We start from the raw sequence: 23,902 nt of genomic DNA, 5'->3' as shown, positions 1-23,902 counted from the left end.
CATGCCTCCTCTGTTCGCGGGCGTAAGGAGTCGGCTTTCGCCCCTATTTGTCATTATTAATTATCGATCCTAAGCGCCAAACTTGCCAGCGCGCAAGCACGGCGTGCATCAATAACTGTGCGGGTTGTGGCGGGTCGGCAGCGACGCCCGGAAATCGGCAACATAGGGCTGTCGGCTTTCCCGCAGCAGCACCGCCAGTTCGCCTAGCGGATCGGCATGGTTGTCAACGCGGAGGTCGAGCGCGGCATAGGGCTCCGTATCGACGATGTAGAGTGCCGCGGACTGGCGCCCTCGCTTGTCGCCGCCCTTGGCTTCGCCGGCTTGAAGTGCACCGAGAAGCCGGTCGGCGAGCTCGCCGCCGGTGGCGTTCCGATAGGCGGCCAGGGTTGCATCCACCACGTGCGGGCCCGTCAGCATGTTGCCGGCAACAGCCACGGAATCCGCCGTCTTATGGCCAGCCCAGCCGACCGTTTCCTCCCCGGTCCATCCGGCGGTGTCGCCGTTTGCACCGACAACGATGACCTGCCGATGCTCACGTCCCCGGTCGGCGCCCGTGAGGCGGGAAACCACCTCCGCCGCCGACATGCCCTGTTCGAGAAGGAGAAGACCGTCCACGCCGTAAAGCGGATTCGTGGATGCCTGTGTCGCCAAGCCGCCGCAGCCGGCTCGTGCGAAGGGCACCGTGGCGCCGACGGCGAAGTGACAGGTGGTTACAGCTACGCCCAAGCGCCCGCTCGACGGTTCGCGGGCGACGATGGAAAAAGTCATGCGCGCCTTCCGCATTCAGACGCCGGGTTGCCTCACCGTATATCTATCATGATAATTAGCGGATCGAACAGAGGCTGCCACACGCTTTTGCCGGCAAGCCTCGGTCCAGGTTGGGAGAACGGCATGACTGGCGGAGAGGGGGCGGCGGCCTTGCCGGAGCGGCTCGGCGATGTCCTGATGCAGCGGCTCGACGCGCTCGCCGCGATCAGCGAGGACGAGGGCGCGCTGACTCGCCGCTTCGCCACGCCGGAACACCGCGCCGCCATCGAGTTGATCGGGGCCTGGATGCAGGCGGCGGGCATGGCGACGCATCTCGACGACGCCGGCACGCTGGTCGGCCGCTACGAGGGAGAGAGCCCGGACGCTCCCACGCTTATCATGGGCTCGCACCAGGACACCGTGCGCAACGGCGGGAAGTACGACGGCATGCTCGGCATCGTCGTGCCAATCGCCTGTGTGCAGGCACTGCACGATGCCGGCCGGCGCCTGCCGTTGGCCATCGAGGTGGTGGCGTTCGGCGACGAGGAAGGCACGCGCTTCCAGACGACGTTGTTCGGCAGCAAGGCGCTGGCTGGCACCTTCGATATGGGCGTTCTGGCTCGCCGTGACGACGACGGCGTGACGGTGGAGCAGGCGCTACGCGACCTCGGCCTGTCGCCCGAGCGGATTCCGGACATTGCTCGCCGACCCGAAGACATCCGTGGTTTCCTCGAAGTCCATATCGAGCAGGGGCCGGTTCTCGAAGCCGAAGGCCTGCCACTTGGCATCGTCACGGCCATCGCCGGTTGCAGCCGCCTGACGGTCACCGTCGAGGGGGAGGCGGGACATGCCGGCACGGTGCCGATGGACCGCCGGCGCGACGCGCTGGCCTGCGCAGCCGAGGCCATCACGACGATAGAGCGCCATTGCCGCGATGCCGGCGACCTCGTAGGGACCGTCGGCCGGCTTCAGGCGCAACCGGGAGCGATCAACGTGATTCCCGGCCGCGTGACGTTCACGATCGACCTCCGCGCGCCCGACGATGCGCGGCGCACGACCGCCCGCGACGAGATCACCGCGAAATTGAACGCCATCGGGAATGCGCGTGGCCTCTGCGTTACCGTCGAGCCGGTTTACGAAATCGGGGCCAGTCGTTGCGACGACGGCCTCCAGACGGCGCTGGCAGAGGCCATTACCCAGGAAGGCGGCACACCGCGGCACCTGTTCTCCGGCGCCGGGCACGACGCAATGGCGATGGCGGATCTGTGCCCGACGGCGATGCTGTTTGTCCGCTGTGCTGGCGGAATCAGTCATAATCCGCGAGAGTCTATAATGGCCGAGGACGCGGCGATGGCCGCAAAGGTCCTGCTGCGGACCCTTGGCAGTCTTTCCTAGCAATTAGATCACTGCGAGACATTTAAGAGCGCCAAACGCCTTTGGATTGCAACATTATGGATAAGTGCGTCTAGCCAAATCCATGATGTAATCTGGTGCGACAGGCTAGGAAGGGTTGCATTGCCGATCCCCGCGACCGGCAGGATTCCCCTGGCCGACATAGCTTCGCCCTGAGGTTGTTGATCTGAGGCGAGGTTGCGCGATGCGGTCTAGGTTTCGTCTATCGAACTGGCTGCTTGCCCTCACCGTCGCCGTGGTCGTGGGCGTTGTCGGGCTTGTGACCGCGTTCAGCAACCCTGGCGGACGGTTCGAGGAGACGCTGGGGCTAGCGTGGCTGTTCGAGTTGCGAGGCAGCGGGCCGGCACCCGAAAACGCCGTCGTGGTGGCGGTCGATGGACGGCGTCTGCCACGGGAACCGGGATCGAACTGCGCGGCGGCACCGCGACCGTATCCTGACCGCTGGCCACGTTCCTGTCATGCTCGTCTGATCGACACCCTCAACCGACTCGGCGCCGAGGCCATCGTATATGACGTTGGCTTCACCGAGCCCGGAGCCGATGGAGAGGACAGGCGATTGGCGGACGCCATCCGTTCGTCGGGCCGCGTCGCCTTGCTGCAACCCATCGAAGTAGACAGCGTGGCGGGTGTGAGCAACATCTCGGTGGAGCGGCTGCGACAGCCCGTTTCGGCGTTGAAACAGGCAGCAGCCGGCGCGGCGCCTTTCCCGCTACCCAAGGTCCCTGTGCGTGTAAGTCAGTTCTGGGCTTTCAAGCCAAGCCTTGGCGATGTGCCGACCTTGCCGGCGCTTGCGCTGCAGGTGCGGAACGTCGATTTGCTTCCACGGTTCCTGGAACTGCTTGCAGGCGCCGGACTTTCCGGCATTCCCGAGGCCACACAAGCATCACGGGCCAATCTGGAAGGATTGATGCGCAAGCTGCGCAGGCGGCTTGCGGGGCTGGAATGGTTGCCGGGCCATCTCGACGCGGCGCTGACGAAAGACGAGACGCCAGAGCACATCCAGCGCCGCTTGCGTGCATTGAGCCAACTCTACACCGGCCCCGACAGCTATTACTTCAACCTGTATGGCCCGCCGGACACGGTGCCGACATACCGTGCGGACCGTCTGCTTGAAGGGAGCGAAGGCCCGTCACCCGACCTGGCCGGCAAGGTCGTGTTCGTGGGCGAGGCGCGCCTCGCGGCGGCGGACAAGGACGGCTTCTATACCGTTTTCTCGCAAGCCGATGGCATTGACCTCAGCGGCGTCGAACTGGCCGCGACGGCTTACGGAAACCTGCTCGATCGAAGTTATGTCAATCCGGCAAGGCCCTGGCTCGCGGTCGCCATCCTTATGGGCTTCGGGGCAGTTTGTGGGATACTGGCCGGGCTGGTGCCCGGCGTGTGGGTGGCGACGGCGGTGCTGCTGGTGGCGGCTGTCCACGTGGGCGCGGCACTGCTCATCTTTGCGCAGGATCAACTCTGGCTGCCGGTGGCGACACCCGTGGTGGTTCAGGCGCCCGTCGCGGCGCTTCTCGGTCTTGCCCTGCAGTACGCGCGGGCCCGGCGGCAGAGGCGGAACGCCGCCCGGGCGGTCGGCTACTATGTCCCGCCGGAAGTTGCCGAGAATCTGGTCGAGGGCGCCACGCCGTCGCGTGTCTCGGAACTGCGGTATGGCGCGTGTCTGGCGACCGATATCGAGGGCTATACGCGGATTTCCCAGACCATGCCGCCGGTCGAACTGGCCGGATACATGAACGGCTATTTTGAAACCCTTGTGAGCGAGATCGAGAGGCAGGGCGGCTATGCCTGCCAGACGGTGGCCGACAGCGTCATAGGCGTGTGGCTTGGCCAGCCGGAGGAAGCGGATGTGGCGGCGCGGGCCTGTGTTGCAGCGTTGTATCTTCAGCAGGCCGTCGATGCGTTCAATGCCAGGCGCGCCGGGCCGGTACTGCGTACGCGCGTCGGGTTACACGTCGGCTGGATGGCCCTGGGTCATGTCGGCGGCGCCGGGCATTTCGCCTACACGGTGACCGGCGATACGCCAAACGTGGCATCCCGCCTGGAGAACACCAACAAGCGGCTCGGAACGCGGATCCTGGCCTCGGCGAGCGCTTTCGAAGGCGCGGAAGCCGAGTGTGTTGGCCGCTACGTCGGCTCGTTCGTCCCGCGCGGCAAGAGCGAGCGCATACGGGTCATTGAGGTGCTCTGCCGAAGGGATGAAGCCCCGGAGGCTACTCTCTCGCTCCGCCGGGACTTCGAGGCTGCGCTGTCCTTGTACGAAGCGGGGGACCGCGCCGGGGCGGGTGAGAGGTTCAAGGCCATCCTGGAAGAGCATCCCGGCGACGGTCCGTGCCATTACTACCTGCGGAAGTGCCTGCCGCGCCACGGCTCGGTGGCCGGAGACGATGGACAGCGGGCGGATACGCCATGACAGGCGCCGGTGTCGTCGGGATAGCGCTTCTCGTTTTCGCGCTTTGCCTTGCCGATACCGCTGCAATCGCGGAGGAGCGCTGTCGTGACCCGGTGGGCCGGCTGGTATCCGCGCAGGGCATCATCGAACTGAAGTCGAGGGCAGACGAAGATTGGGAGGAGTTGAAGGTGGACGCCAGCCTGTGCCCGGGCGACACGCTGCACGTGCGCGGGCGCAGTCGGGCTGCTGTTTTTCTCTTCGCCAGCAGAGCAATCCTGCGCGTCGACCAGAACACCACGCTTAAACTCGGACCGGCACGCGAGGGCCAGTCGTTCCTCGATCTGTTCGAAGGCGGCGCGCATTTCTTCAGCCGCCGGCCGCGCGCCTTGAATGTCTCGACGCCCTTTGTCAACGCAGGCGTGGAGGGGACCGAGTTCTATATCCGCGTCGGCCCGTCGAAAACCGACCTGACTGTCTTTCAGGGCCAAGTGGAGGCGCGCAACGAGAAGGGCCGGCTCGCCATTTCCAGCGGTGCATCGGCAACCGCCGGCGCAGGCATGGCGCCGGAAGAGCGGGCGGTTACGCGGCCGCGCGACCTGATCGGCTGGACGCTCTATTACCCGCCTGTGTTCGCGCTGGGCGACGGGGAAGATCTCGCCCCCAATGTCGAGGCGGCGCGGGAGGCCCGGGCCAGAGGTGATCTCGCCGCGGCGTTCGAGGCGATGGAACGCATACCGGAGGCCGAAAGGGACAGCGACTATCACGTTCACTTGGCCGCTTTGCTGGCCGATGTCGGACGCGCCGGAGAGGCGCGGACCGCTATCGACACCGCGCGCCACCTGGCGCCGCGCTCGGGCAAGCCGGATGCCATCGACAGCGTTATCGTGCTCGCCCGGGGCCAACGGCAACGCGCCTTGGATCTTGCCCGTCGCGCCGTGCGGCGTTCACCCGACGTGCCCGCGACACATCTGGCGTTATCCTATGCCTTGCAGGCGGACCTTCAACTCGATGCGGCGCTGGACAGCACATTGACGGCGGCGGAGCGGTTCCCGGAACACAGCCTGCTTTGGGCGCGCACGGCCGAGCTGTGGCTGGCGAAGGGCGACACCGCGACGGCGCTGGCTGCGGCGGAGACGGGTGCAAGCCTGCGTCCCCGTCTTGCGCCCGCACTCTCGATACTCGGCTTCGCGCGGTTGTCGCGCTTTCAGACAGACAAGGCGATTCGGGCGTTCCGCGACGCCATCGCGCTGAACTCGGCCAGCCCGACCCCCCGGCTTGGCCTGGGCCTCGCGAAGATCCGCCAGGGCCAACTGGCCGAGGGGCGCCAGGAGATCGAGATCGCGGCGGCGCTGGACCCCGGCGACGCATTGCTGCGCAGCTATCTCGGCAAAGCTTACTTCGAGGAGCGGCGCGACAAACCGGCGGCGGACGAGTTGCGCACCGCCAAGACATTGGACCCGGATTCGCCGACGCCGTACTTCTACGATGCATTGCGTAAGCAGGCCGAGAACCGGCCCACTGAGGCGCTGAGCGATCTTCGGAAATCGACTGCCCGCAACGATAACCGCGCGGTCTATCGCTCGCGCCTGCTGTTGGACGAAGACCTTGCCGTTCGCGGGACCAGCGCGGCGCGGATCTACGACGATTTGGGCTTCGAGCGCCTCGCGCGGCTTCAAGCGTCCCGTTCCCTGGCGCTGGATCCCACCAACCACTCCGCCCATCGCTTCCTGGCCGACAGCTTCCGGGGCAGCGCGCGGCAGGAATCCGCGCGGGTGAGCGAGCTCCTGCGCGCGCAGTTGCTGCAGCCCCTGAATATCCAGCCCGTGCAGGCATCGTTGTCGGAGACCGAGGTGAACCTGCCGTCCCGGGCGGCGCCGAACTCCCCCGCGTTCAACGAGTTCACGCCGCTGTTCGTACGCGACGATGTCCAGCTTGCCGCCTCTGGTCTGGGCGGCGACGACGGCACCTTCGGGGACGAGGTCGTGGTTTCCGGTATCGCCGGGCGAGGCTCGTTCAGCTTGAGCCAGTTCCATTTCGAGACCGACGGCTTCCGGCCCAACAACGATCTTCGTCACGATATCATCGGTGGGTTCGGGCAGGTGTCGCTGACGCCCGAGTTCAGCGTGCAATTCGAAGCTCGCCACCGGGATACCGAGCAAGGGGACCTGGAACTGCGCTTCGACCCGGACGATTTCGGTCCCGAGGATCGCCGCGAGCAGGACGAGGACACCTTCAGGCTGGGCAGCCACCTCAAGCTTTCGCCGCGCGCCGATGTCATTACCTCGGTGATCTACGAGGACCGTGACGCGAAGCAATTCAACTCGCAGCGCAGCCTCGCCTTCCTCGGCGGCGTGCCGATACCGGTGAGCGTCGACATCACCGAAGACGTCGAGGCGGAAGGCGTGGACGCCCAGACCCAGCTTCTGCTGCGCGGAGACGGCTACAGCGCGATTGTCGGCGGCGGTGTCGGCACCACCGATCTGCGCGAAGAGACCTCGACCCTGGTCCAGCCGTTTGGAATATCCGAGTCATCGACACGCGACGTCACCGAACGCCAGCACAGCCTCTATGGCTACGTGCACGGCAACCTGCCGGATCCGGTAATCTGGACGCTCGGCTTCAGTTACGACTCCTATGAAAAGGCGGCCATCGACGTCGATAAGCTGAGCCCGAAACTGGGGGTTCAGTGGGAGGTGACCCCCACAATCCGCCTGCGCGCGGCTGTCATGCGGACAGTCCGGCGGCCGCTGCTCGCCGATCAGACGTTGGAGCCATCGCAGGTCGCCGGCTTCTTCCAGTTCTTCGACGATCCGAACGGGACGGCGGCGTGGCGCTCCGGCGTCGGCGTCGACGTCACTCTGGGCGACAGCCTCTTCGCGGGCCTGGAGGCGTCGTGGCGCGAGCTCGATGTACCGCTGGAGGATGAAAGCGCCGACCGGTCGGAGACGTTCGACCAGGATGAGGCCCGCTATGGCGGCTATCTCTATTGGATTCCCGCCGAGCGCTGGGCTATCAGCCTGACGCCCAGCTTCGAGCAGATCGACGTGGAGGAATCGATCGGCCCTGAGAGGCTTGAAACCTTGGAGGCGCCGCTGGGTGTGCGGTACTTCCATCCCAGCGGCCTGTTCGCCGGCATTTCGGGCTCGCTCGTCCACCAGACTTTCGATCCCCGCATCAATGGGGCCGGAACCGAAACGGAAACCTTCGGCGTGCTGGATGCCTTCGCCGGGCTGCGCCTTCCCGGCCGCCAGGGGATCATCAGCCTGGAAGGCCGGAACCTGACGGATGCCGACTTCAATTTCCAGGATGACAATTTCGTCAACTTCGGCCGTCCCGTGCGGCCACGTTACGAGCCGGATCGACAGGTGATCGCCCGCCTGACCCTGATATTCTAGTGGGAGTGCCGGGGAACCCCGAACCGCTGGGCGATGCGCATGAAATCGACCGCATCCTCCAGGCACGCGCCGGAACCGAGTTGCCCGACACTGCGGCGGTAGATTGCTTGCCAGGGCGTCTGGTCCGCCGGCACCTCGGGCTTTGCCGCCGTCCGCCGGTCTTCCAGTTCCGTCTCGCTCAAGAGGACGTCGGCTCGCCGCCGGCCAAGGTCGATACGAAGCCGATCTCCCGTTCGCAATAGCGCCAGGCCACCTCCTGCCGCCGCCTCGGGTGAAGCGTTCAGCAGCGAGGGAGAGCCGGACGTGCCGCTCTGCCGGCCGTCGCCGAGGCAGGGCAGGGAGGTGACACCGCGTCGCACCAGATAGTCCGGCGGCAGCATGTTCACCACCTCGGCGGAACCCGGATAGCCGACAGGACCGCAGTTGCGGATCACGAGTATGCAATCCTCGTCGATGGCAAGCGCCGGATCATTGATGCGGGCGTGGTAATCTTCCGGCCCCTCGAAGACGATGGCGCGCCCCTCGAAGGCGTCCGGATCCGCCGCGTTGGAGAGGTAGCGCGCCCGAAATGCCCCGTCGATGGCAGACGTCTTCAGCACCGACGACTCGAACAGATTGCCGCGCAGCACCAGGAAGCCCGCGCGCTCTTGCATCGGTTCGTTCCAGGCGCGGATCACCCGGCGGTCGCCGTCGGGTATATCTCCCAGATTCTCCGCCAGCGTCCGCCCGTTGACGGTCAGCGCCGCACCATGCAAACGACCGGCGTTCAGCGCTTCCTTCAGGACCGCAGGCGCACCGCCGGCCCGATGGAAATCCTCGCCCAGGAAGCGCCCGGCCGGCTGGCAGTCCACCAATAGCGGCACGTCATGACCTGACTCCCAGTCGTCGATACTGAGGTCCACGCCGGCATGGCGGGCGATGGCATTCAGGTGAACCGGGCAGTTGCTTGAGCCGCCGATGGCGCTTGTCGCGACGATGGCATTCTCGCAGGCTTCGCGGGTTATGATGCGCGAGGGACGGATACCGTTGCGCACGGCGGCGACAGATGCTTGGCCGGTGCGATATGCCATCTGCGCACGCTCGCGATACGGGGCCGGGATCGAGGCACTGCCCGGCAGCGACATGCCCAGCGCCTCCGCCAGCACATTCATCGACAGCGCCGTGCCCATGGTGTTGCAATGACCCTCGCTCGGCGCCGAGGCGGCGGCCATGTCCATGAATTCCTCGTAGTCGATGAGACCGGCCGAATAGAGTTCCCGCGCCTTCCAGATAACCGCGCCGGACCCCGCCAACTTACCCTTATAGGTGCCGTTCAGCATGGGGCCGCCTGAAAGGACGACCGCCGGCAGGTCGACCGTGGCCGCCGCCATAAGACAGGCAGGGGTGGTCTTGTCGCAGCCCGTCGTCAGCACGACCCCGTCGAGTGGGTAGCCGTACAGCACCTCCACAAGACCAAGGTAGGCGAGATTCCGGTCCAGCGCAGCCGTGGGGCGCTTGCCGGTCTCCTGGATGGGGTGGACGGGAAATTCCAGCGCCACCCCGCCGGCGTCGCGCACGCCTTCCTTCACCCGTTCCGCCAGCCGCCGATGGTGGCGGTTGCAGGGTGTCAGATCGCTGCCGGTCTGGGCGATGCCGATAATGGGGCGGCCGGATTGCAGTTCCTCGCGGGTGAGGCCGTAGTTCAGATAGCGCTCAAGGTAGAGCGCCGTCATATCCGGGGTTTCGCGGTTGTCCCACCACTCCCGGCTGCGCAAACCCTTGTTGTCGCTACCGCCGTTACCGTCGTCGCGTTGGTTCATGCCACCACCTCCACCATGATGCAAAGTTACAGGAGGTTTCAGGAATGGCAATATCGGGGTTGTTCGCTCCGCGAATCTGTAGTTTTCTTACAAACTCTCGATACGGATGGAGTGCTGATGGCCGCCTTTCTGACGCGAATCCGCGACAATGCCCACACGCTGCGCCGCTCGGAGCGACGGGTAGCCGAGGTCGTGCTTGCGATGCCGCGCAAGGTCATGGGCATGAGCATCAGTCAGCTCGCCGAGCGCGCCGAGGTCAGCGAGCCCACCGTGATGCGCTTCACCCAGCAGCTTGGCCTCAAGGGGTACAGGGAGTTCTCGCTCAATCTGGCGCAGGAGCTTGGCCCGCGCGCGCCATCGGTGCGCACGGACGTCGAGGCCGGCGACGACGTGGCCACCATCGGCGCGAAGATCTGTGCCTCGTCCAGCGCGGCGCTGGCACAGTTTCAGGATCAGGCCGACTGGAAAGCCATCGAGCGGATCGTGGATGCCCTGGCGGGCGTGGAGCGGTTCGAATTTTACGGAGTCGGTGCCTCTGGCCTGGTGGCGCAGGACGCGCAACAGAAGTTTTTCCGCCTGGGCAAGGCGGCAAATGCCTACAACGACCCGCATCAGCAGATCATGTCGGCCAGCGTCGCCGACGCGCGCACCGGGATCCTGGCGTTCTCCTATACCGGCCGCTCACGCGAAACGGTCGAGGCCGCCGCGCTGGCGACCCGAAGCGGGGCGGAAGTCGTGGCCGTCACGGCCGCGCCGTCGCCGCTTGCGGAGGGCAGCCGCCACCTCCTGGCGCTGCCGCGCTTCGAGGACACCTTTCTCTATACGCCGATGGCCAGCCGTCTCGTGCAGCTTGCGGTGGTGGACATCCTGGTCACCTCGCTGGCACTGCGCTGCGGCGACGAGCTAACGGACCGGCTGTCTCGCATAAAGGACAGCCTCAATACGGTAAGGCCGGGGCCAACGGCACCCAACAAAAGCAAGGACGACGACACTTGGGAGGCGACATCATGAAGGTGACGAAGGCACTTGCAATCGCGGCCACGGCTACGGTCGTGGCGTTAAGCTTCAGTGCGGGCAACGCTCGGGCAGCCAAATACGAATGGACGTTCCAAACCTCGGCCCAGGCGGGCGACAACTTCTTCAAGATCGAGCAAGCATGGGCGGATCGCGTGAACGCGATGTCAGGCGACCGCATCGAGATCGAGATCCTGCCCGTCGGCGCCGTGGTGGCACACAACGAAACGCTTGAGGCGGTGGGTGCCGGCATCCTGCAAGGCCACCTGACCGATCCCTCGTACTTCGCCGGCAAGGATCCGGCATTCGCCATGCTGGGCAACCTCGTCGGCGCCTGGTCCGACCCCGACCAAATGCTGAAGTTCATGAACTACGGCGGCGGTAAGGAGCTTTTCAACGAGCTGGTCGAGCCCTATGGCCTGCACTTCATCGGCGCGTCGGCGACCGGACTGGAGGCGTTCCTGTCGACCAAGCCGCTGAACGGCGTCGACGACCTGGAGGGCCTGAAGATGCGCGCGCCCGAGGGCATGGTGCAGGAGGTCTTTGCCCGCGCCGGGGCGGCACCGGTGAACCTGCCCGGCTCCGAGGTTTATACCTCGCTGGAGAAGGGCGTCATCGGCGCGGCCGACTACACGGTCTTCTCCACCAATCACGATCTCGGCATGCACGAGTTCGCCGACAACCCGGTCTACCCCGGCTTCCACTCGCTGCCGGTGGTCGAAGTCTCGCTGAACAAGCAGATCTGGGACGGCTTGCCCGAGGATCTGAAGGCGATTCTCGAAGTCTCGGTGCGCGACTTTGCCCGCGACATGGTGGCCCGCCTGGAGGTGGCGGATGCCAAGGCCGTGGCCGAGGCCCGCGCCAATCCGGACATCACGATCAGCGACTGGCCTGAATCTGAGCGTGCGAAGTTCCGCGAAATCGCCCGTGGCGTCTGGAAGGACTGGGCCGGACGCAGCGACATGGCCGGCAAGGTCTACGAGCAGGTGACCGCGCACATGCGCGGGGTCGGCCTCCTGCAGTAGGCGGCCGGGCAGGACGGAAGCTCGCCAGCGTGCGGGCTTCCGTTTCCGAAACCATGGAGTAGGCAGGGATGCCGGATCGGGCAAGCAGTGCCGCGATAGCACGACACGGCGACCAAGAGCAGGCTGATGGCGAGGCCGTGTACGACCTGCTTGCCGATACGCGTCCAGTCACCGCGCTCGACCGCCGGGTGGACCGGTTGGGGCGCTATGTCGGGGTGCTGTTCCTGGTGGCCGTGGCCATCAGCTTCTACGAGATCGTCATGCGCTATGCCTTCAACGCCCCCACCATCTGGGTGCACGAGACGGTCATCGCGCTCGTTGCCGTCTGCTACGCCTTCGGCGGGGCTTTTGCCCTGGCGCGCGACAGTCATATCCGCATCGGCCTGATCCGCGCCGTCGCGGGACCGCGCGTGCGAAAGATCCTGAATGTGGTCAACGCGGCAATGGCCCTTGTCTTCGCCGCCGCGCTCGGCTGGGCGGCGTACCTGATGACGCGGAAGGCCTGGATCTCGCCCGCCGGCGAGCTGTCGCTCGACCGCAGCGGATCGGCCTGGAACCCGCCGTTGCCCGCGATGATCAAGGCCGGGCTTCTCGTTTGCCTGGTTCTGATGGGCGTGCAAGCACTCTTGCATCTCGTTCACTGGCTGCGCGACAGCATGGGGCGGGAGCATTGAGATGAGCCTGCCGGCCACAAGCTCGCGTGGTATCGGGGACTGGCTGCCGCTGGCACTGGTCGGCGCCGTGCTGGTCCTCTTCGCCGTAACGGCCGGTTATGTGCTGATTGAAGGGCGCGGTATCGGCATCGAGTTGGGCTCGCTGCTGCTGGTCGGCTCGATCCTGCTGCTGATGCTCACGGGCCTGCCGCTTGCCATCGTGACCGCGCTTGTCGCAATTCTGTTTACGGTGGGTTGGTTCGGGCCGATGGGCCTGCCGCTGGTGGCATCCAGGGTCTACAGCTTCATTAGCGAGTACGTGCTGGTCGCCGTGCCGATGTTCGTGCTGATGGCTTCCATCCTTGATCGCTCGGGTATCGCGCGCGACCTCTACGACGCCATGCGGGTCTGGGCCGGCGGGCTGCGGGGCGGGGTTGCTGTCCAGACGCTGGTCGCAGCCGTCTTCCTGGCGGCAATCTCCGGCATCATTGGCGGCGAGATCGTACTTCTCGGCATGATCGCGCTGCCGCAGATGCTGCGCCTGGGCTATGACCGCAGTATCGCCATCGGCACGGTGTGCGCCGGCGGGTCGCTCGGCACTATGATCCCGCCCAGCATCGTGCTCATCATCTATGGCCTGACCGCGAACGTCGCCATCGGCGACCTGTTCCTGGCGACGATCACGCCGGGCCTGCTGCTGGCGGCGCTCTACGTCGGCTTCATCCTGATCCGCTGCCATCTGAACCCGCAAGCCGGCCCGCCCGCCCCGCTAGAGGAGCGGCGCATGAGCCTGCGCGGGAAGCTGGCGAAGCTGAAGGGTGTGGCGATCCCGATGGCCGTGGCAGTGCTGGTGCTGGGCAGCATCTACGGTGGTATCGCCTCGGTGACCGAGGCCGCGTGTATGGGCGTCGTCGGTGTTCTGGCCGCCGCGGCGATACGCCGGGAACTGACGCTTGCCATGCTGCGCGACAGCCTGACCCAGACGCTCAATACCTGCGGCATGATTATCTGGATCGGTATCGGGGCCAGCGCGCTCGTCGGCGTCTACAACCTGATGGGCGGCACCCGCTTCGTGCAGGAGGCCATCACCGGGCTTGGCGTGGCGCCCATCGTCGTGCTGGCGTTCATGATGCTGATCCTCCTGGTCCTGGGAATGTTCATGGACTGGATCGGCATCGCGCTGCTTACCATGCCGATCTTCGTGCCGGTGGTGCAGGATCTGGGATATTCGCCGGTCTGGTTCGGCATCCTGTTCGCGATGAACATGCAGGTGTCTTACATCACCCCGCCATTCGGCCCGGCGGCTTTCTACCTGAAAAGCGTGGCGCCGCCGGAAATATCCCTGGCGGACATCTTCGCCTCGCTCTGGCCCTTCATCCTGCTGCAGTTGTGCGGCCTTGCAATTGTGCTCCTGTTCCCGGAAATCGCGATGTGGCTGCCGGAGGCGGTAAATGGACACTAAGCGCACCGGGCCGGTCGCCGCCCTTGGCGAGTGCATGATCGAGCTGGGCGAGGACGGTGCCGGCAACGTTCGACGCACGTTCGGCGGCGACACGCTGAACACGGCCCTCTATCTGGCGCGGTTGGGTGTGGCGACGGAATACGTCACTGTCCTGGGCGACGACCCGTACAGCGACGACATGATCGCGGCGTGGCGAGCGGAGGGCGTCGGCACGGACTATGTCGCGCGCAAGGCCGGAGCGGTTCCCGGCCTCTACGCCATCCGCACAAACGCGGCTGGGGAGCGGCATTTCCATTACTGGCGCTGGAACGCGCCGGTTCGCACCATGTTCCGTGACGGCTATGCTGAGCGGTTTGCCGCCGAAATCGGGAAGTTCGCCGGGCTTTATCTCAGCGGCATCACCCTGTCGCTGTTCGATGCCGGGCAGCGCGAGCAACTTTTCGACCTCGCCACCCGCGCGCGCGCCGCCGGCCTGTGGGTGGCGTTCGACATGAACCACCGGCCGAACTGCTGGCGCAACGAGGACGAGGCGCGCGCCGCCTACGACCGGATGAGCCGTATTGCCCATATCGCCCTGCCGACGTACGAGGATTGCACCGCGCTCTACGACGATCCCTCTCCACGAGCAGCCGCCGAAAGGATCTCCGGTCATGGCGCCCACATTGTCGCCGTGAAACATGGCCGCAACGGCGCCAGCGTATTCCGCACCGGCTGCTGGTGCGAAATCCCGGCCGAGCCCGTGGCGAACGCGATCGACACCACCGCCGCAGGGGATTCCTTCAATGCCGGGTTCCTTGGCGGATTGCTCGCGGGCCAGCCGCCGGCCGAGGCCGCGCGTGCCGGCAATCACCTTGCGGCAAGGGTTATTCAACATCGTGGCGCGATTATTCCGGCCGAGGCCACATCCGACTTCGACATACCTTCCGCGTTTGCCGGAGGCGCCGCGTCGTGACAGCCCTCGAAGCGGATTTGCGGGCCCGGCTAAAGGCTGCCGGCGTCGTTCCTGTTCTGACCATCGACGACGCGTCGAGAGCGGTAAGGCTGGCCGAGGTTCTTTGCGAGGCCGGAATCAACGTCCTCGAAGTGACGCTGCGCACCCCCGTCGCCCTCAAGGCGCTCTCCAACATGACAATGGCAGTGCCGCAGGCGGTCGTCGGCATCGGCACTGTCCTGGATGCCGACGATCTCCGCGCTGCCCAGGCCTCTGGGGCGCAGTTCGCCGTCAGCCCGGGGGCGACCGCCTCGCTGTTGAACAGCGCCGCCGACATCGGCCTTCCCTTTATCCCTGGCGTTGCAACGCCGTCCGAGATGATGGCAGCACGGGAGAACGGTCTCGGACTGCAGAAGTTCTTCCCCGCCGAGGCGGCAGGCGGACGGCAGATGTTGAGCGCTGTTCGCGATCCCTTGCCGGACGTCATGTTCTGGCCCACCGGCGGCATCGACGCCGATATGGCGGGCGGTTACCTGACGCTCCCAAACGTCTTGGCCGTCGGCGGTTCCTGGATTGCGCCGCGCACGGCGATCGGCCAAGGGGATTGGTCGTTGATAGCCGCCCGGGCTCGCGAGGCCGTCCTGCTGGTGAGCACGTCCATTCGGTCGCGGTAACGCCAGCCGGTCGTCGGTCTTTTCCCTCCGTCCTGCCCTCGCTACAGGATAATTGAGATAAGAAACTTCCCATGTTCATTCGTCCGAATGGGATACGAAATACTTCCCCTAGTTGAATTTAATAAAGCGGATTTCCGTAGTATTTTATTATGCACGACCGGGGAGGTTAAAATGAAACTTGTACCTGTTTGGATTCTGGCAGCCGCGATCACACTGAGTTCCGGTATGGCGTATGCGCAAGACGAATACAGTCCGAAACAATTGACGTTTGGCAGCCTCAGTGAGCTTGGGGTCAACGAGAAGGACACAGCCTTCGTTATTGTGATCAATAAAGACGGTATACAGGAGTTTGCAAACGGCGGACTCAGGTCGGTCGGCAAGGACGGGCTGAACGGAAGGCCCATCCTGGGTGATCCTCAGGCATTTGTCCTCCAGTATGTCGGGGGGTCCGAATGCGTGACCTACCGTTCGGTCAGCGGAACGGTGAAGCGGGTCTGCTGGGACTGAAGCGTATTCAGGCGAAATAAAGCGCGGTTTGGCCTCCCAGGCTTCCAAGTCCGCCGGGCTCCTGCTCGTTTCGATGTCTCCCCCACGGAGCTTGTGGACCGCGTGGCGCAGCCGTACTATATCTAGCCGCCCACGCAGAGGGAGCCCTGATGACCGACCTACTGGACGACGAGCCGGGCGGCGACGTGCGCGAGGTCCGGCTGGCGGAAGCGCTAGCCGACAGGTACCTGTCGTATGCCCTGTCTACGATCGTTTCACGCTCGCTGCCGGATGTGCGCGACGGGCTGAAGCCGGTACACCGCCGGCTGCTCTACGCCATGCGGCAGTTGCGGCTGGAGCCGAACGCGGGCTTCAAGAAATCGGCGCGCGTCGTCGGCGACGTCATCGGTCAGTACCATCCGCACGGCGATCAGGCGATCTATGACGCCCTGGTTCGTCTGGCGCAGACATTCGCCCTTCGGTACCCGTTGGTGGACGGGCAGGGCAACTTTGGCAACATCGACGGCGATAACGCCGCCGCCATGCGTTATACCGAGGCGCGGCTGACCGAAGTTGCGATGACCCTGCTGGAGGGGATCGACGAGGACGCCGTCGATTTCCGCGCCACCTATGACGGCGAGGGGCAGGAGCCGGTGGTGCTGCCGGCGGCCTTCCCGAACCTGCTGGCCAACGGCGCGCAGGGGATCGCCGTCGGCATGGCGACCAGCATCCCGCCGCACAACGTCGAGGAAATCTGCGAGGCGGCGCTGCACCTGATCCAGCATCCCGACGCCGCCATCGAAACGCTTGTCGAGCGGATGCCTGGCCCTGACTTCCCGACTGGCGGCATCCTTGTCGAACCGCGCGAAAACATCGTCGAAGCCTACCGCACGGGGCGCGGCTCGTTCCGCCTGCGTGCCCGCTGGGAGCGGGAGGACCTGAAGGGCGGCACCTATCAGGTCGTCGTGACCGAGGTGCCCTATCAGGTGCAAAAGGCGCGGCTGGTGGAGAAGATCGCCGAGTTGCTGGCGAACCGCAAGCTGCCGGCGTTGGCCGATGTGCGGGACGAATCGACGGACGAGGTAAGGCTGGTGCTGGAGCCGCGCAGCCGCAACATCGCGCCGCGCGTGCTTATGGAGTCGCTGTTCAAGCAGACCGACCTGGAGGTCCGCGTCGGCCTGAACATGAATGTGTTGGATTGCGAAACCACGCCGCGCGTCATGGACCTGCGGCAGGTGCTTCAGGCCTTTCTCGACCACCGGCACGAGGTGCTTGTCCGCCGAACACGCTACCGCCTGGCCGAGATCGCCCGGCGGCTGGAAGTGCTGGAAGGCTATCTTGTTGCCTATCTGAACCTGGACGAGGTGATCCGCATCATCCGCGAGGAGGACGAGCCCAAGGTGGAGCTGATGCGCCGCTTCGAGCTTACGGAGGTGCAGGCCGAAGCCATCCTGAACATGCGCCTGCGTGCCCTGCGGAAGCTCGAGGAAATGAAGATCCGCGAGGAGCACGCGAAGCTGTCGGAGGAGCAGGCGGACCTGCAGGCGCTGATGGCGGACGAGTCCAGGCGCTGGCGTATCGTCGGCGATCAGTTAAAGGCCATCAAGAAGCGCTTCGGCAAGTCCGAAATCATCGGCAGGCGCAGGACCCATATGGGCGAGGTGCCTGCCGACATCGACGTACCGCTGGAGGCCGTGGTGGAGCGCGAGCCGATCACAGTACTGTGCTCCGCCAAGGGCTGGATCCGTGCAATGAAGGGGCACCTCCAGGACACCGGCGACGTCAAATACAAGGACGGCGACCGCCACCGCTTTGCGATCCACGCGCAGACGACCGACAAGCTGCTGGTCTTCGCCACCAACGGCCGCTTCTATACCCTGGGGGCCGACCGCCTGCCGGGCGGGCGCGGTTTCGGTGAGCCACTGCGATTGATGATCGACCTGCCGAACGACCAGGACATCGTCACCATCCTGGTGCACAAGAACGGGCGCAAGCTGCTGGTGGCCGCCAACGACGGCCGCGGCTTCCTGGTGGGTGAGGATGACGTGGTCGCGCAGAAGAAGGGCGGCAAGCAGATCCTGACGGTATCCGGCAAGACGGAAGCCCTGTTGTGCCGCCCCGTTCCGGAGGGGGCCGATCACCTCGCGGTCGCCGGGAGCAACCGCAAACTGCTTGTCTTCCCACTGGAAGAGCTGTCCGAAATGGCGAAGGGGCGCGGCGTCATTCTGCAGCGCTATAAGGACGCGGAGTTGAAGGACGCCAAGGCATTCCGTCTTGAGGACGGCTTGACGTGGCCGGCCGGGGCAGGGCGGACACGCACGGAGACCGACCTGCGACCGTGGCTTGGCAAGCGCGGTCAGGCCGGACGCTTGGCCCCCAACGGTTTCCCGCGCTCCAACACGTTCGGGGAATAGCGACTGCGTTTTAGTCGTCTCCCCGTGGTGGGGAGGGAGGTTGCCGAAAGGCAGCCACAGATGGGTGCGTCCGCGCCATGGCCCGCAGCCTCCAGCTTCAGGGAAGCGCGTTTTTGCACTCTACGCGTCAGCCACGAAGGTTGCTTCGCCGTACTGCTTTTCGTAGTGGCGCTTCTGCAGTTCCGCGGCCTTGGCGACGTTGCGCATCAGGATCGACACTGTGACCGGGCCTACGCCGCCGGGCACGGGCGTGATCCAGCCGGCGACGTCGTGACAGGTTTCGTAGTCGGCATCGCCGACGACCTTCGAAGAGCCGTCCTCCGCCTGGATCTGGTTGATCCCGATGTCGATCAGCGCGGCACCTGGCTTGATCATCTGGCCGGTGATGAGCTGCGGCTTGCCCACCGCCACGAAAACGGCGTCGGCGCGGCGAAGGTGGACCGTCAGGTTGCGGGTCATGTGGTGGCAGACCGTGACCGTCGCCCCCTCGCTCATCAGCAGGAAGGCAATCGGCTTGCCGACGATTTCGGAGTGGCCGACGACCACGACCTCCAGGCCGGGCAGGGCCAGGCCCGTCGCCTTCAGCATCTCCACCGCCGCGACGGCCGTACAGGGACCGAGGATCAGATCGTTGTAGACGATATTGCCGATTGAGGCGGGGTGCATGCCCTCGACGTCTTTTAGCGGATGCACCGCCGCTTGCAGTTCCTTGATCGACAGGTGCTTGGGCACCGGTCGCTGAATGAGGATGCCGGTTACCGAGGGGTCGGCGTTCAGCGCCGCGATGGCCGCCAGCATTTCCTCGCGGGTCGTCTCTTCTCCATAGTGACGGTCGTCGAAATTGATGCCCAGCTTATCCGCCACGCGTCGCTGGTTGCGGATGTAGAGCTTCGCCGGCTCCGCCGCGCCGATGGCGATGGAGACGAGGCGCGGGTGCCAGTTTGCATCCTTCAGCGCGGCGACCTTATCGGCGACCTTTTCACGAATGCTCTGACCGACGGCGCGGCCGTTCAGGATTTTGTGGTCCTTGCCGGGCTCTTTTTGCCGGGCAGTGGCGCTGGACATCGGGTCCTCCACGGAGTTTCGTACTGCTTGCCGGGGCACTTATCCGGTTCGCCGGCCGATAGCAAGGGGCCGGCATTCGTATATTTCTATCCGAATACGAGGCTGGGCAGCCACGTTGCCAGCCCTGGGAACAGGGCGAGCAAGAGCATGCCGACGATCTGGATAATCACGAATGGAATGGCGCCGCGATAGATGGCCGTCGTCGCAACCTCCTTCGGTGCCACTCCGCGCAGGTAGAACAGTGCAAACCCGAACGGCGGTGTGAGGAAGGAGGTCTGTAGGTTCATTGCCATCATCACGCCCAGCCAGATCGGCGATATGTCACTTTGCAACAGGACTGGTGCCACCATCGGCACGACGACGAATGTGATCTCGATGAAGTCCAGGAAAAAGCCCAGGACGAACATCACGGCCATCACCGTCAGGATCGCGGCGGCGTCACCGCCGGGCAGGCCCGTCAACGCGGCGTGCACCAGCTCGTCCCCGCCCAGGCCACGGAACACCAGCGAGAATACGGCGGCGCCGATGAGGATAACGAACACCATTGCCGTGATCTGCATGGTGGACCGCGTTACCGCCGTCAGAACCCGATTTCGGTGCACCCGCGACAGCGCCACGACCAAGCCATAGACGAGCACCATGCAGGCAATCGCCGCTATAACGATTCCGACCCAATCCCCGACAGGAATGACATCTCGCTTGACGCGAAGGTCCATCGTGGCCTGGAGCACGATCAGCACGACCAGTGACGCCGCCGCCAAGATAATGGGCCGAGGCGTGCCACGGTCGAGCACGCGTGTAATCCCGCCGGTTGGCACGGCCGCGCCGCTTTCCCCCAGCCGTATTCCGGCCAGCAGGATCGCGCCGACGGCACCAACGGATGCCGCCTCCGTCGGCGTGGCGACGCCGGCCAGGATGGAACCCAGCACGGCGACGATCAGGACGATCGGCGGCACGAGAGCGTTGAGAACCTTGAGCCACAGCGCAACGCCGACCTCGGTTTCCTCGCGCGGCATCGGCGGGGAACTTTCCGGACGAAGCCATGCGACAAGGGCCTGATAGCCGATATAGAGCCCGACCAACATAAGGCCCGGAAGTAGCGCGCCGGCAAAGAGGTCGCCGACGGACACCGGCTCGGGCGACCAGTTGCCGATGGCGCGCTGCGCATCGACATAGGCGATGGCGATCTGGTCGCCCAGCAGCACCAGGATGATCGATGGGGGAATGATCTGGCCCAGCGTCCCGGCGGCGCAGATGGAGCCGCAGGCCAGCTTCTGGTCGTAGCCGCGCCGCAGCATCGTCGGTAGCGACAGAAGGCCCATCGTGACCACGGTGGCGCCGACGATGCCGGTTGACGCAGCCATCAGCGCACCCACGACGGCCACCGAGATGCCAAGGCCGCCACGAAGCTGGCCGAACAGCTTGCCCATCGTCTCCAGCAGTTCCTCGGCGACCTTGGAGCGCTCCAGCATGACGCCCATGAAGACGAACAGCGGCACCGCGATCAGGACCTGGTTGGTCATCGCGCTGCCATAGATGCGCGAAGGCAGGGCGCCGAAGAAGGACATGTCGAAGACGCCCGCGCCGACACCCACCAGCGCGAACAGCAACGCCGTGCCGGCCAGCGTGAAGGCAACGGGGAAGCCGGCCAGCAGGAAGCCGCAGACCGTCACGAACATGAGAATGTCGAGGATATCCGCCAGCATGCCGCGCCCTTACACGCCGGTCTCGGATGTCTCGGGCGGCGCTGGAGGCTTGCCCTTGAGCGTCAGCCACGCCTTCGTGGCCTGCGACAGGCCCTGCAAGGCCAGCAGCGCGCAGAACAGCAGTACAACAGTCTTCAGCAGATAGACGCCCTGAATCCCGCTACCCTCCATTGACCCTTCACCCACCGCCCAGGACTGCGCGACATAAGGCCAGGCATAGATGAAAATCAGAACGCAGACGGGGACGAGGAACAGAAAGCTGCCGGCGATGTCCACCTTGGCTCGCGTCGCTGGACTGGCGTCGCGATAGAAGACGTCCACCCGGACGTGACCATCGTGCAGGAGCGTATAGCCCGCTCCCAGCATGAACATCGCGCCGTGCAGATAGACCACCGATTCCTGAATGATGAGCGAGCCCAGGCCGAAGACAAAGCTCATCAGCACAAAGGTGAACTGGACCAGCACCATGGCCAGCGCGAACCACGCGACCAATCGGCCGATACGTTCGTTCAGCCAGTCGATACCACGCGAAAGTCGCGCCATCGTCGGCTGCACCTTCCGCCCCCCGTTTGACTCGGACTCTGTGTACTACAAGGTAACGACCCGCGCCGCCGTGGCGGTGCGGGTCGCGACGTCGGAAATGCCCATGGGCCGCCGGATCACGGCCGGGCGTAGTCGAATGGCAGCAGTCGAGCCGAGAGATAGGCGCCGTCGGCGACCTTGCTCCAGCCCACCAGCTTCTGGCGCGCCTGCAAGTAGGATTCGACGACCTTCTTCGTCTTCTCGTCACCCTCGGCGCGCAGTTCCTCGATAACCTCGGCCGCGGCCTTGCCGCCGGCGATCAGAAGCTCGCGCGAGAACTCGTGCACCTTGACGCCATGCTCTTCCGTCAGGGTCTTCAGCGAGTCGGCGTTCCGCGCGTTGAACTCTGCGTACATGTTGTCGTACTCGGCCTCGCTGGCCGTGCGGATGATCTCCTGCTGGCCCTTGGTGAGCGAGGAATACACCGACTTGTTGACCGCCAGCTCCGTCGCCAGGCCCGGCTCGTTGAAGCTTGGCCAGTAGTAATTCTGCGCCACCTTGTAGAAGCCCAGGGCTAGGTCGGTCAGCGGGCCGACGAACTCTGCCGCGTCGATACGCCCGGACTGCAGCGCCTGATAGATCTCGCCGCCCGGCAGGTTGATCACCGACACGCCGAGGCGACGCCAGACCTCGCCGGCAAGGCCGGGCGTGCGGAACTTCAGGCCCTTCAGGTCGTCCAGCGAGGTCAGCTCGTTACGGAACCAGCCGCCGGCCTGCACGCCGGTCTGGCCCGACATGAAGGGCTTGACGCCGAAGTCGTCGTAGACCTCGTCCCACAGCTCCTGTCCGCCCATGTATCGGATCCAGGCGGAAATCTCGCTGGCCGTGAAGCCGTAGGGAACGCCGGTGAAGAAGTTCAGCGCCTTGGTCTTGCCCTGCCAGTAGTAGGCGGCGGAGTGCGACATGTCCGCCGTGCCGCTGATCACCGCGTCGATCGACTCCAGCGCGGGCACCAGTTCGCCCGCGGCGAAGACACGGACGGTCAGCGTGCCCTCGGACATCTCCGTGATGCGTTTGGCCAGTCGCTCGGCGCTGGTCCCCAGGCCCGGGAAGTTCTTGGGCCAGGTGGTGACCATCTTGAGTTCGCGCTTCTCCTGCGCGACGGCGGGTGCCGGGAAGCTTCCGGCTCCGGCGATGGCGCCCGCGGTGGCCGTCGTCGCGGCGGCCGTCTTCATGAAATCACGGCGTTTCATGTGTTTCCAATCTCCCCAAGGCGTTGAATTTGCGTTGCCCCCTTTTACACCGGTTGCGACCCCGGCCGCGACGGTGCGCGATTTTTAGCGCGAGAGGATACGAGGAGCCAGCAGCCGAAGCAAGAAATGCCGCCGCGTATCTCGCGTAAGCGCGGCGCAGAGAGGCCTGGTTCAATCGCACACCCGCCGCCATCCGGCGGATGTCAAGCTTTCCAGCGGTTTGTAGCGCGTCTTGTAGGCCATCGTCCGGGACTTCTCGATCCAGTAGCCGAGATAAACGTAGTCGCCGCCCCACCGCGCGGTGGCCTGGATCAGCCAGTGCACGACATAGGTGCCGAGGCCGCGCTCGGGCTGGTCCGGCTCGAAGAAGGAATAAACCGCCGAGGTGCCGTCATCGAGCAGGTCAAAAAGGCACGCGGCCTGGAGCGTACCCGCCGCGTCGCGGAACTCGGCGATGCGTGTCTCAACCGCCGTTTCCTCGACCATCGGCCGGTAGTCGATGAAGCTCATCCGCGCCATCTCGCCGCCCGGATGTCGGTTGTTCAGGTAGCGCGTGAACAGGCGGTACTGCTCATAGGTCGCCGCGGCCGGACGAACCTGGATGGAGAGATCGGCATTGCGCCGCACCGTGCGCCGAAGGGACTTGCCGGGGGCGTATTCCCTCGCCGCCACGCGCACGGGCACGCAGGCGTCGCAGCCTCGGCAGGCCGGGCGATAGGCAAACAGATGGCTGCGGCGAAAGCCGCCGCGCGACAGATCGCCATAGCTGGCAGCCGCGTTGCCGCCGGCCAGCTCGGTAACGACCTTGCGTTCGCGCATTCCTGACAAATAAGGGCAGGCCATTTCGCGCAGGACAAAAAAGTTCTGCGGCGGTCTGTCCTTGCTTCGCGCTAGCGCGCGCAGGTTGATTTGGGCGCCGGGCTCGTTCATCGACTCCAAGATTGGCTCTATGTT

General features: G+C 65.2%; 18 protein-coding genes. 11 read left to right on the top strand and 7 right to left on the bottom strand.

Going from position 1 to position 23,902, the window contains the following annotated elements; translation table 11 throughout:
• Positions 1-108: 108 nt before the first annotated feature.
• Positions 109-768: a DUF1028 domain-containing protein gene (locus DRB17_RS17045; protein ID WP_161958872.1), complete on the bottom strand. Its 660-nt coding sequence runs from the start codon at positions 766-768 to the stop codon at positions 109-111.
• A 123-nt stretch (positions 769-891) separates the two neighbouring features.
• Here DRB17_RS17045 and DRB17_RS17040 point away from each other — a divergent pair, with 123 nt between their 5' ends.
• From DRB17_RS17040 to DRB17_RS17030, 3 genes are all read left to right on the top strand, one after another.
• Positions 892-2,142 carry an allantoate amidohydrolase gene (locus tag DRB17_RS17040; protein WP_241503879.1) on the top strand — a complete coding sequence of 417 codons (1,251 nt, stop codon included), beginning with the start codon at positions 892-894 and terminating at the stop codon, positions 2,140-2,142.
• A 202-nt stretch (positions 2,143-2,344) separates the two neighbouring features.
• Positions 2,345-4,570, top strand: coding sequence for a CHASE2 domain-containing protein (locus DRB17_RS17035; protein WP_114583436.1), 2,226 nt, complete (start codon positions 2,345-2,347; stop codon positions 4,568-4,570).
• The gene (locus DRB17_RS17030) at positions 4,567-7,944 is read left to right on the top strand and encodes a TonB-dependent receptor domain-containing protein (protein WP_114583435.1); all 3,378 of its coding nucleotides are present in this window, start codon (positions 4,567-4,569) and stop codon (positions 7,942-7,944) included. The genes DRB17_RS17035 and DRB17_RS17030 overlap by 4 nt, the downstream gene beginning before the upstream one ends.
• Here the strand turns inward: DRB17_RS17030 and DRB17_RS17025 are convergent.
• A complete protein-coding gene (locus DRB17_RS17025; RefSeq protein ID WP_114583434.1) occupies positions 7,941-9,743 on the bottom strand; it encodes an IlvD/Edd family dehydratase in 1,803 nt (600 codons plus the stop codon). The genes DRB17_RS17030 and DRB17_RS17025 overlap by 4 nt on opposite strands.
• Positions 9,744-9,860: 117 nt before the next feature.
• On the opposite strand from DRB17_RS17025, the gene DRB17_RS17020 reads away from it, so the two are divergent.
• The 8 genes from DRB17_RS17020 (at position 9,861) to parC (ending at position 18,402) form a co-directional block, all read left to right on the top strand.
• Positions 9,861-10,754 (top strand): SIS domain-containing protein, encoded by an 894-nt coding sequence (locus DRB17_RS17020; RefSeq protein ID WP_161958871.1) that lies wholly within the window; start codon positions 9,861-9,863, stop codon positions 10,752-10,754.
• Positions 10,751-11,782, top strand: coding sequence for a TRAP transporter substrate-binding protein (locus DRB17_RS17015; protein ID WP_114583432.1), 1,032 nt, complete (start codon positions 10,751-10,753; stop codon positions 11,780-11,782). The genes DRB17_RS17020 and DRB17_RS17015 overlap by 4 nt, the downstream gene beginning before the upstream one ends.
• A gap of 68 nt (positions 11,783-11,850) precedes the next feature.
• Entirely contained in the window at positions 11,851-12,456 is a 606-nt protein-coding gene (locus DRB17_RS17010; protein ID WP_114583431.1) for a TRAP transporter small permease subunit, read from the top strand.
• A 1-nt stretch (position 12,457) separates the two neighbouring features.
• Positions 12,458-13,897 carry a TRAP transporter large permease gene (locus tag DRB17_RS17005; protein WP_114583430.1) on the top strand — a complete coding sequence of 480 codons (1,440 nt, stop codon included), beginning with the start codon at positions 12,458-12,460 and terminating at the stop codon, positions 13,895-13,897.
• On the top strand, positions 13,887-14,849 hold the full coding sequence (locus DRB17_RS17000; RefSeq protein WP_114583429.1) for a sugar kinase: 963 nt from the start codon (positions 13,887-13,889) through the stop codon (positions 14,847-14,849). Before DRB17_RS17005 ends, DRB17_RS17000 begins: the two co-directional genes overlap by 11 nt.
• Positions 14,846-15,502 carry a bifunctional 4-hydroxy-2-oxoglutarate aldolase/2-dehydro-3-deoxy-phosphogluconate aldolase gene (eda, locus tag DRB17_RS16995; protein WP_114583428.1) on the top strand — a complete coding sequence of 219 codons (657 nt, stop codon included), beginning with the start codon at positions 14,846-14,848 and terminating at the stop codon, positions 15,500-15,502. Before DRB17_RS17000 ends, eda begins: the two co-directional genes overlap by 4 nt.
• A gap of 171 nt (positions 15,503-15,673) precedes the next feature.
• Complete coding sequence (locus tag DRB17_RS16990) at positions 15,674-16,009, top strand: hypothetical protein (protein ID WP_147274934.1); 336 nt, start codon at positions 15,674-15,676, stop codon at positions 16,007-16,009.
• Between the two features lie 149 nt (positions 16,010-16,158).
• Complete coding sequence (gene parC, locus DRB17_RS16985) at positions 16,159-18,402, top strand: DNA topoisomerase IV subunit A (protein ID WP_114583426.1); 2,244 nt, start codon at positions 16,159-16,161, stop codon at positions 18,400-18,402.
• A 120-nt stretch (positions 18,403-18,522) separates the two neighbouring features.
• Here the strand turns inward: parC and DRB17_RS16980 are convergent, their stop codons facing one another.
• The 5 genes from DRB17_RS16980 to DRB17_RS16960 all read right to left on the bottom strand — a co-directional run bounded on the left by DRB17_RS16980 (position 18,523) and on the right by DRB17_RS16960 (position 23,878).
• A complete protein-coding gene (locus DRB17_RS16980) occupies positions 18,523-19,467 on the bottom strand; it encodes a bifunctional 5,10-methylenetetrahydrofolate dehydrogenase/5,10-methenyltetrahydrofolate cyclohydrolase (RefSeq protein ID WP_114583425.1) in 945 nt (314 codons plus the stop codon).
• Between the two features lie 86 nt (positions 19,468-19,553).
• Entirely contained in the window at positions 19,554-21,173 is a 1,620-nt protein-coding gene (locus tag DRB17_RS16975) for a TRAP transporter large permease (protein ID WP_114583424.1), read from the bottom strand.
• A gap of 9 nt (positions 21,174-21,182) precedes the next feature.
• Positions 21,183-21,716: a TRAP transporter small permease subunit gene (locus DRB17_RS16970; RefSeq protein WP_114583423.1), complete on the bottom strand. Its 534-nt coding sequence runs from the start codon at positions 21,714-21,716 to the stop codon at positions 21,183-21,185.
• A 116-nt stretch (positions 21,717-21,832) separates the two neighbouring features.
• Positions 21,833-22,948 carry a TRAP transporter substrate-binding protein gene (locus tag DRB17_RS16965; protein ID WP_114583422.1) on the bottom strand — a complete coding sequence of 372 codons (1,116 nt, stop codon included), beginning with the start codon at positions 22,946-22,948 and terminating at the stop codon, positions 21,833-21,835.
• Between the two features lie 171 nt (positions 22,949-23,119).
• Positions 23,120-23,878, bottom strand: a complete 759-nt coding sequence (locus DRB17_RS16960; RefSeq protein WP_114583421.1) for an arginyltransferase — start codon at positions 23,876-23,878, stop codon at positions 23,120-23,122.
• Between the last annotated feature and the right edge of the window lie 24 nt (positions 23,879-23,902).

The organism is Ferruginivarius sediminum, from assembly GCF_003344765.1.
Taxonomy (GTDB): domain Bacteria; phylum Pseudomonadota; class Alphaproteobacteria; order Kiloniellales; family Rhodovibrionaceae; genus Ferruginivarius; species Ferruginivarius sediminum.
Note: the sequence above shows the minus strand (reverse complement) of the source record. Positions and strands in the feature narration are given on the sequence as shown.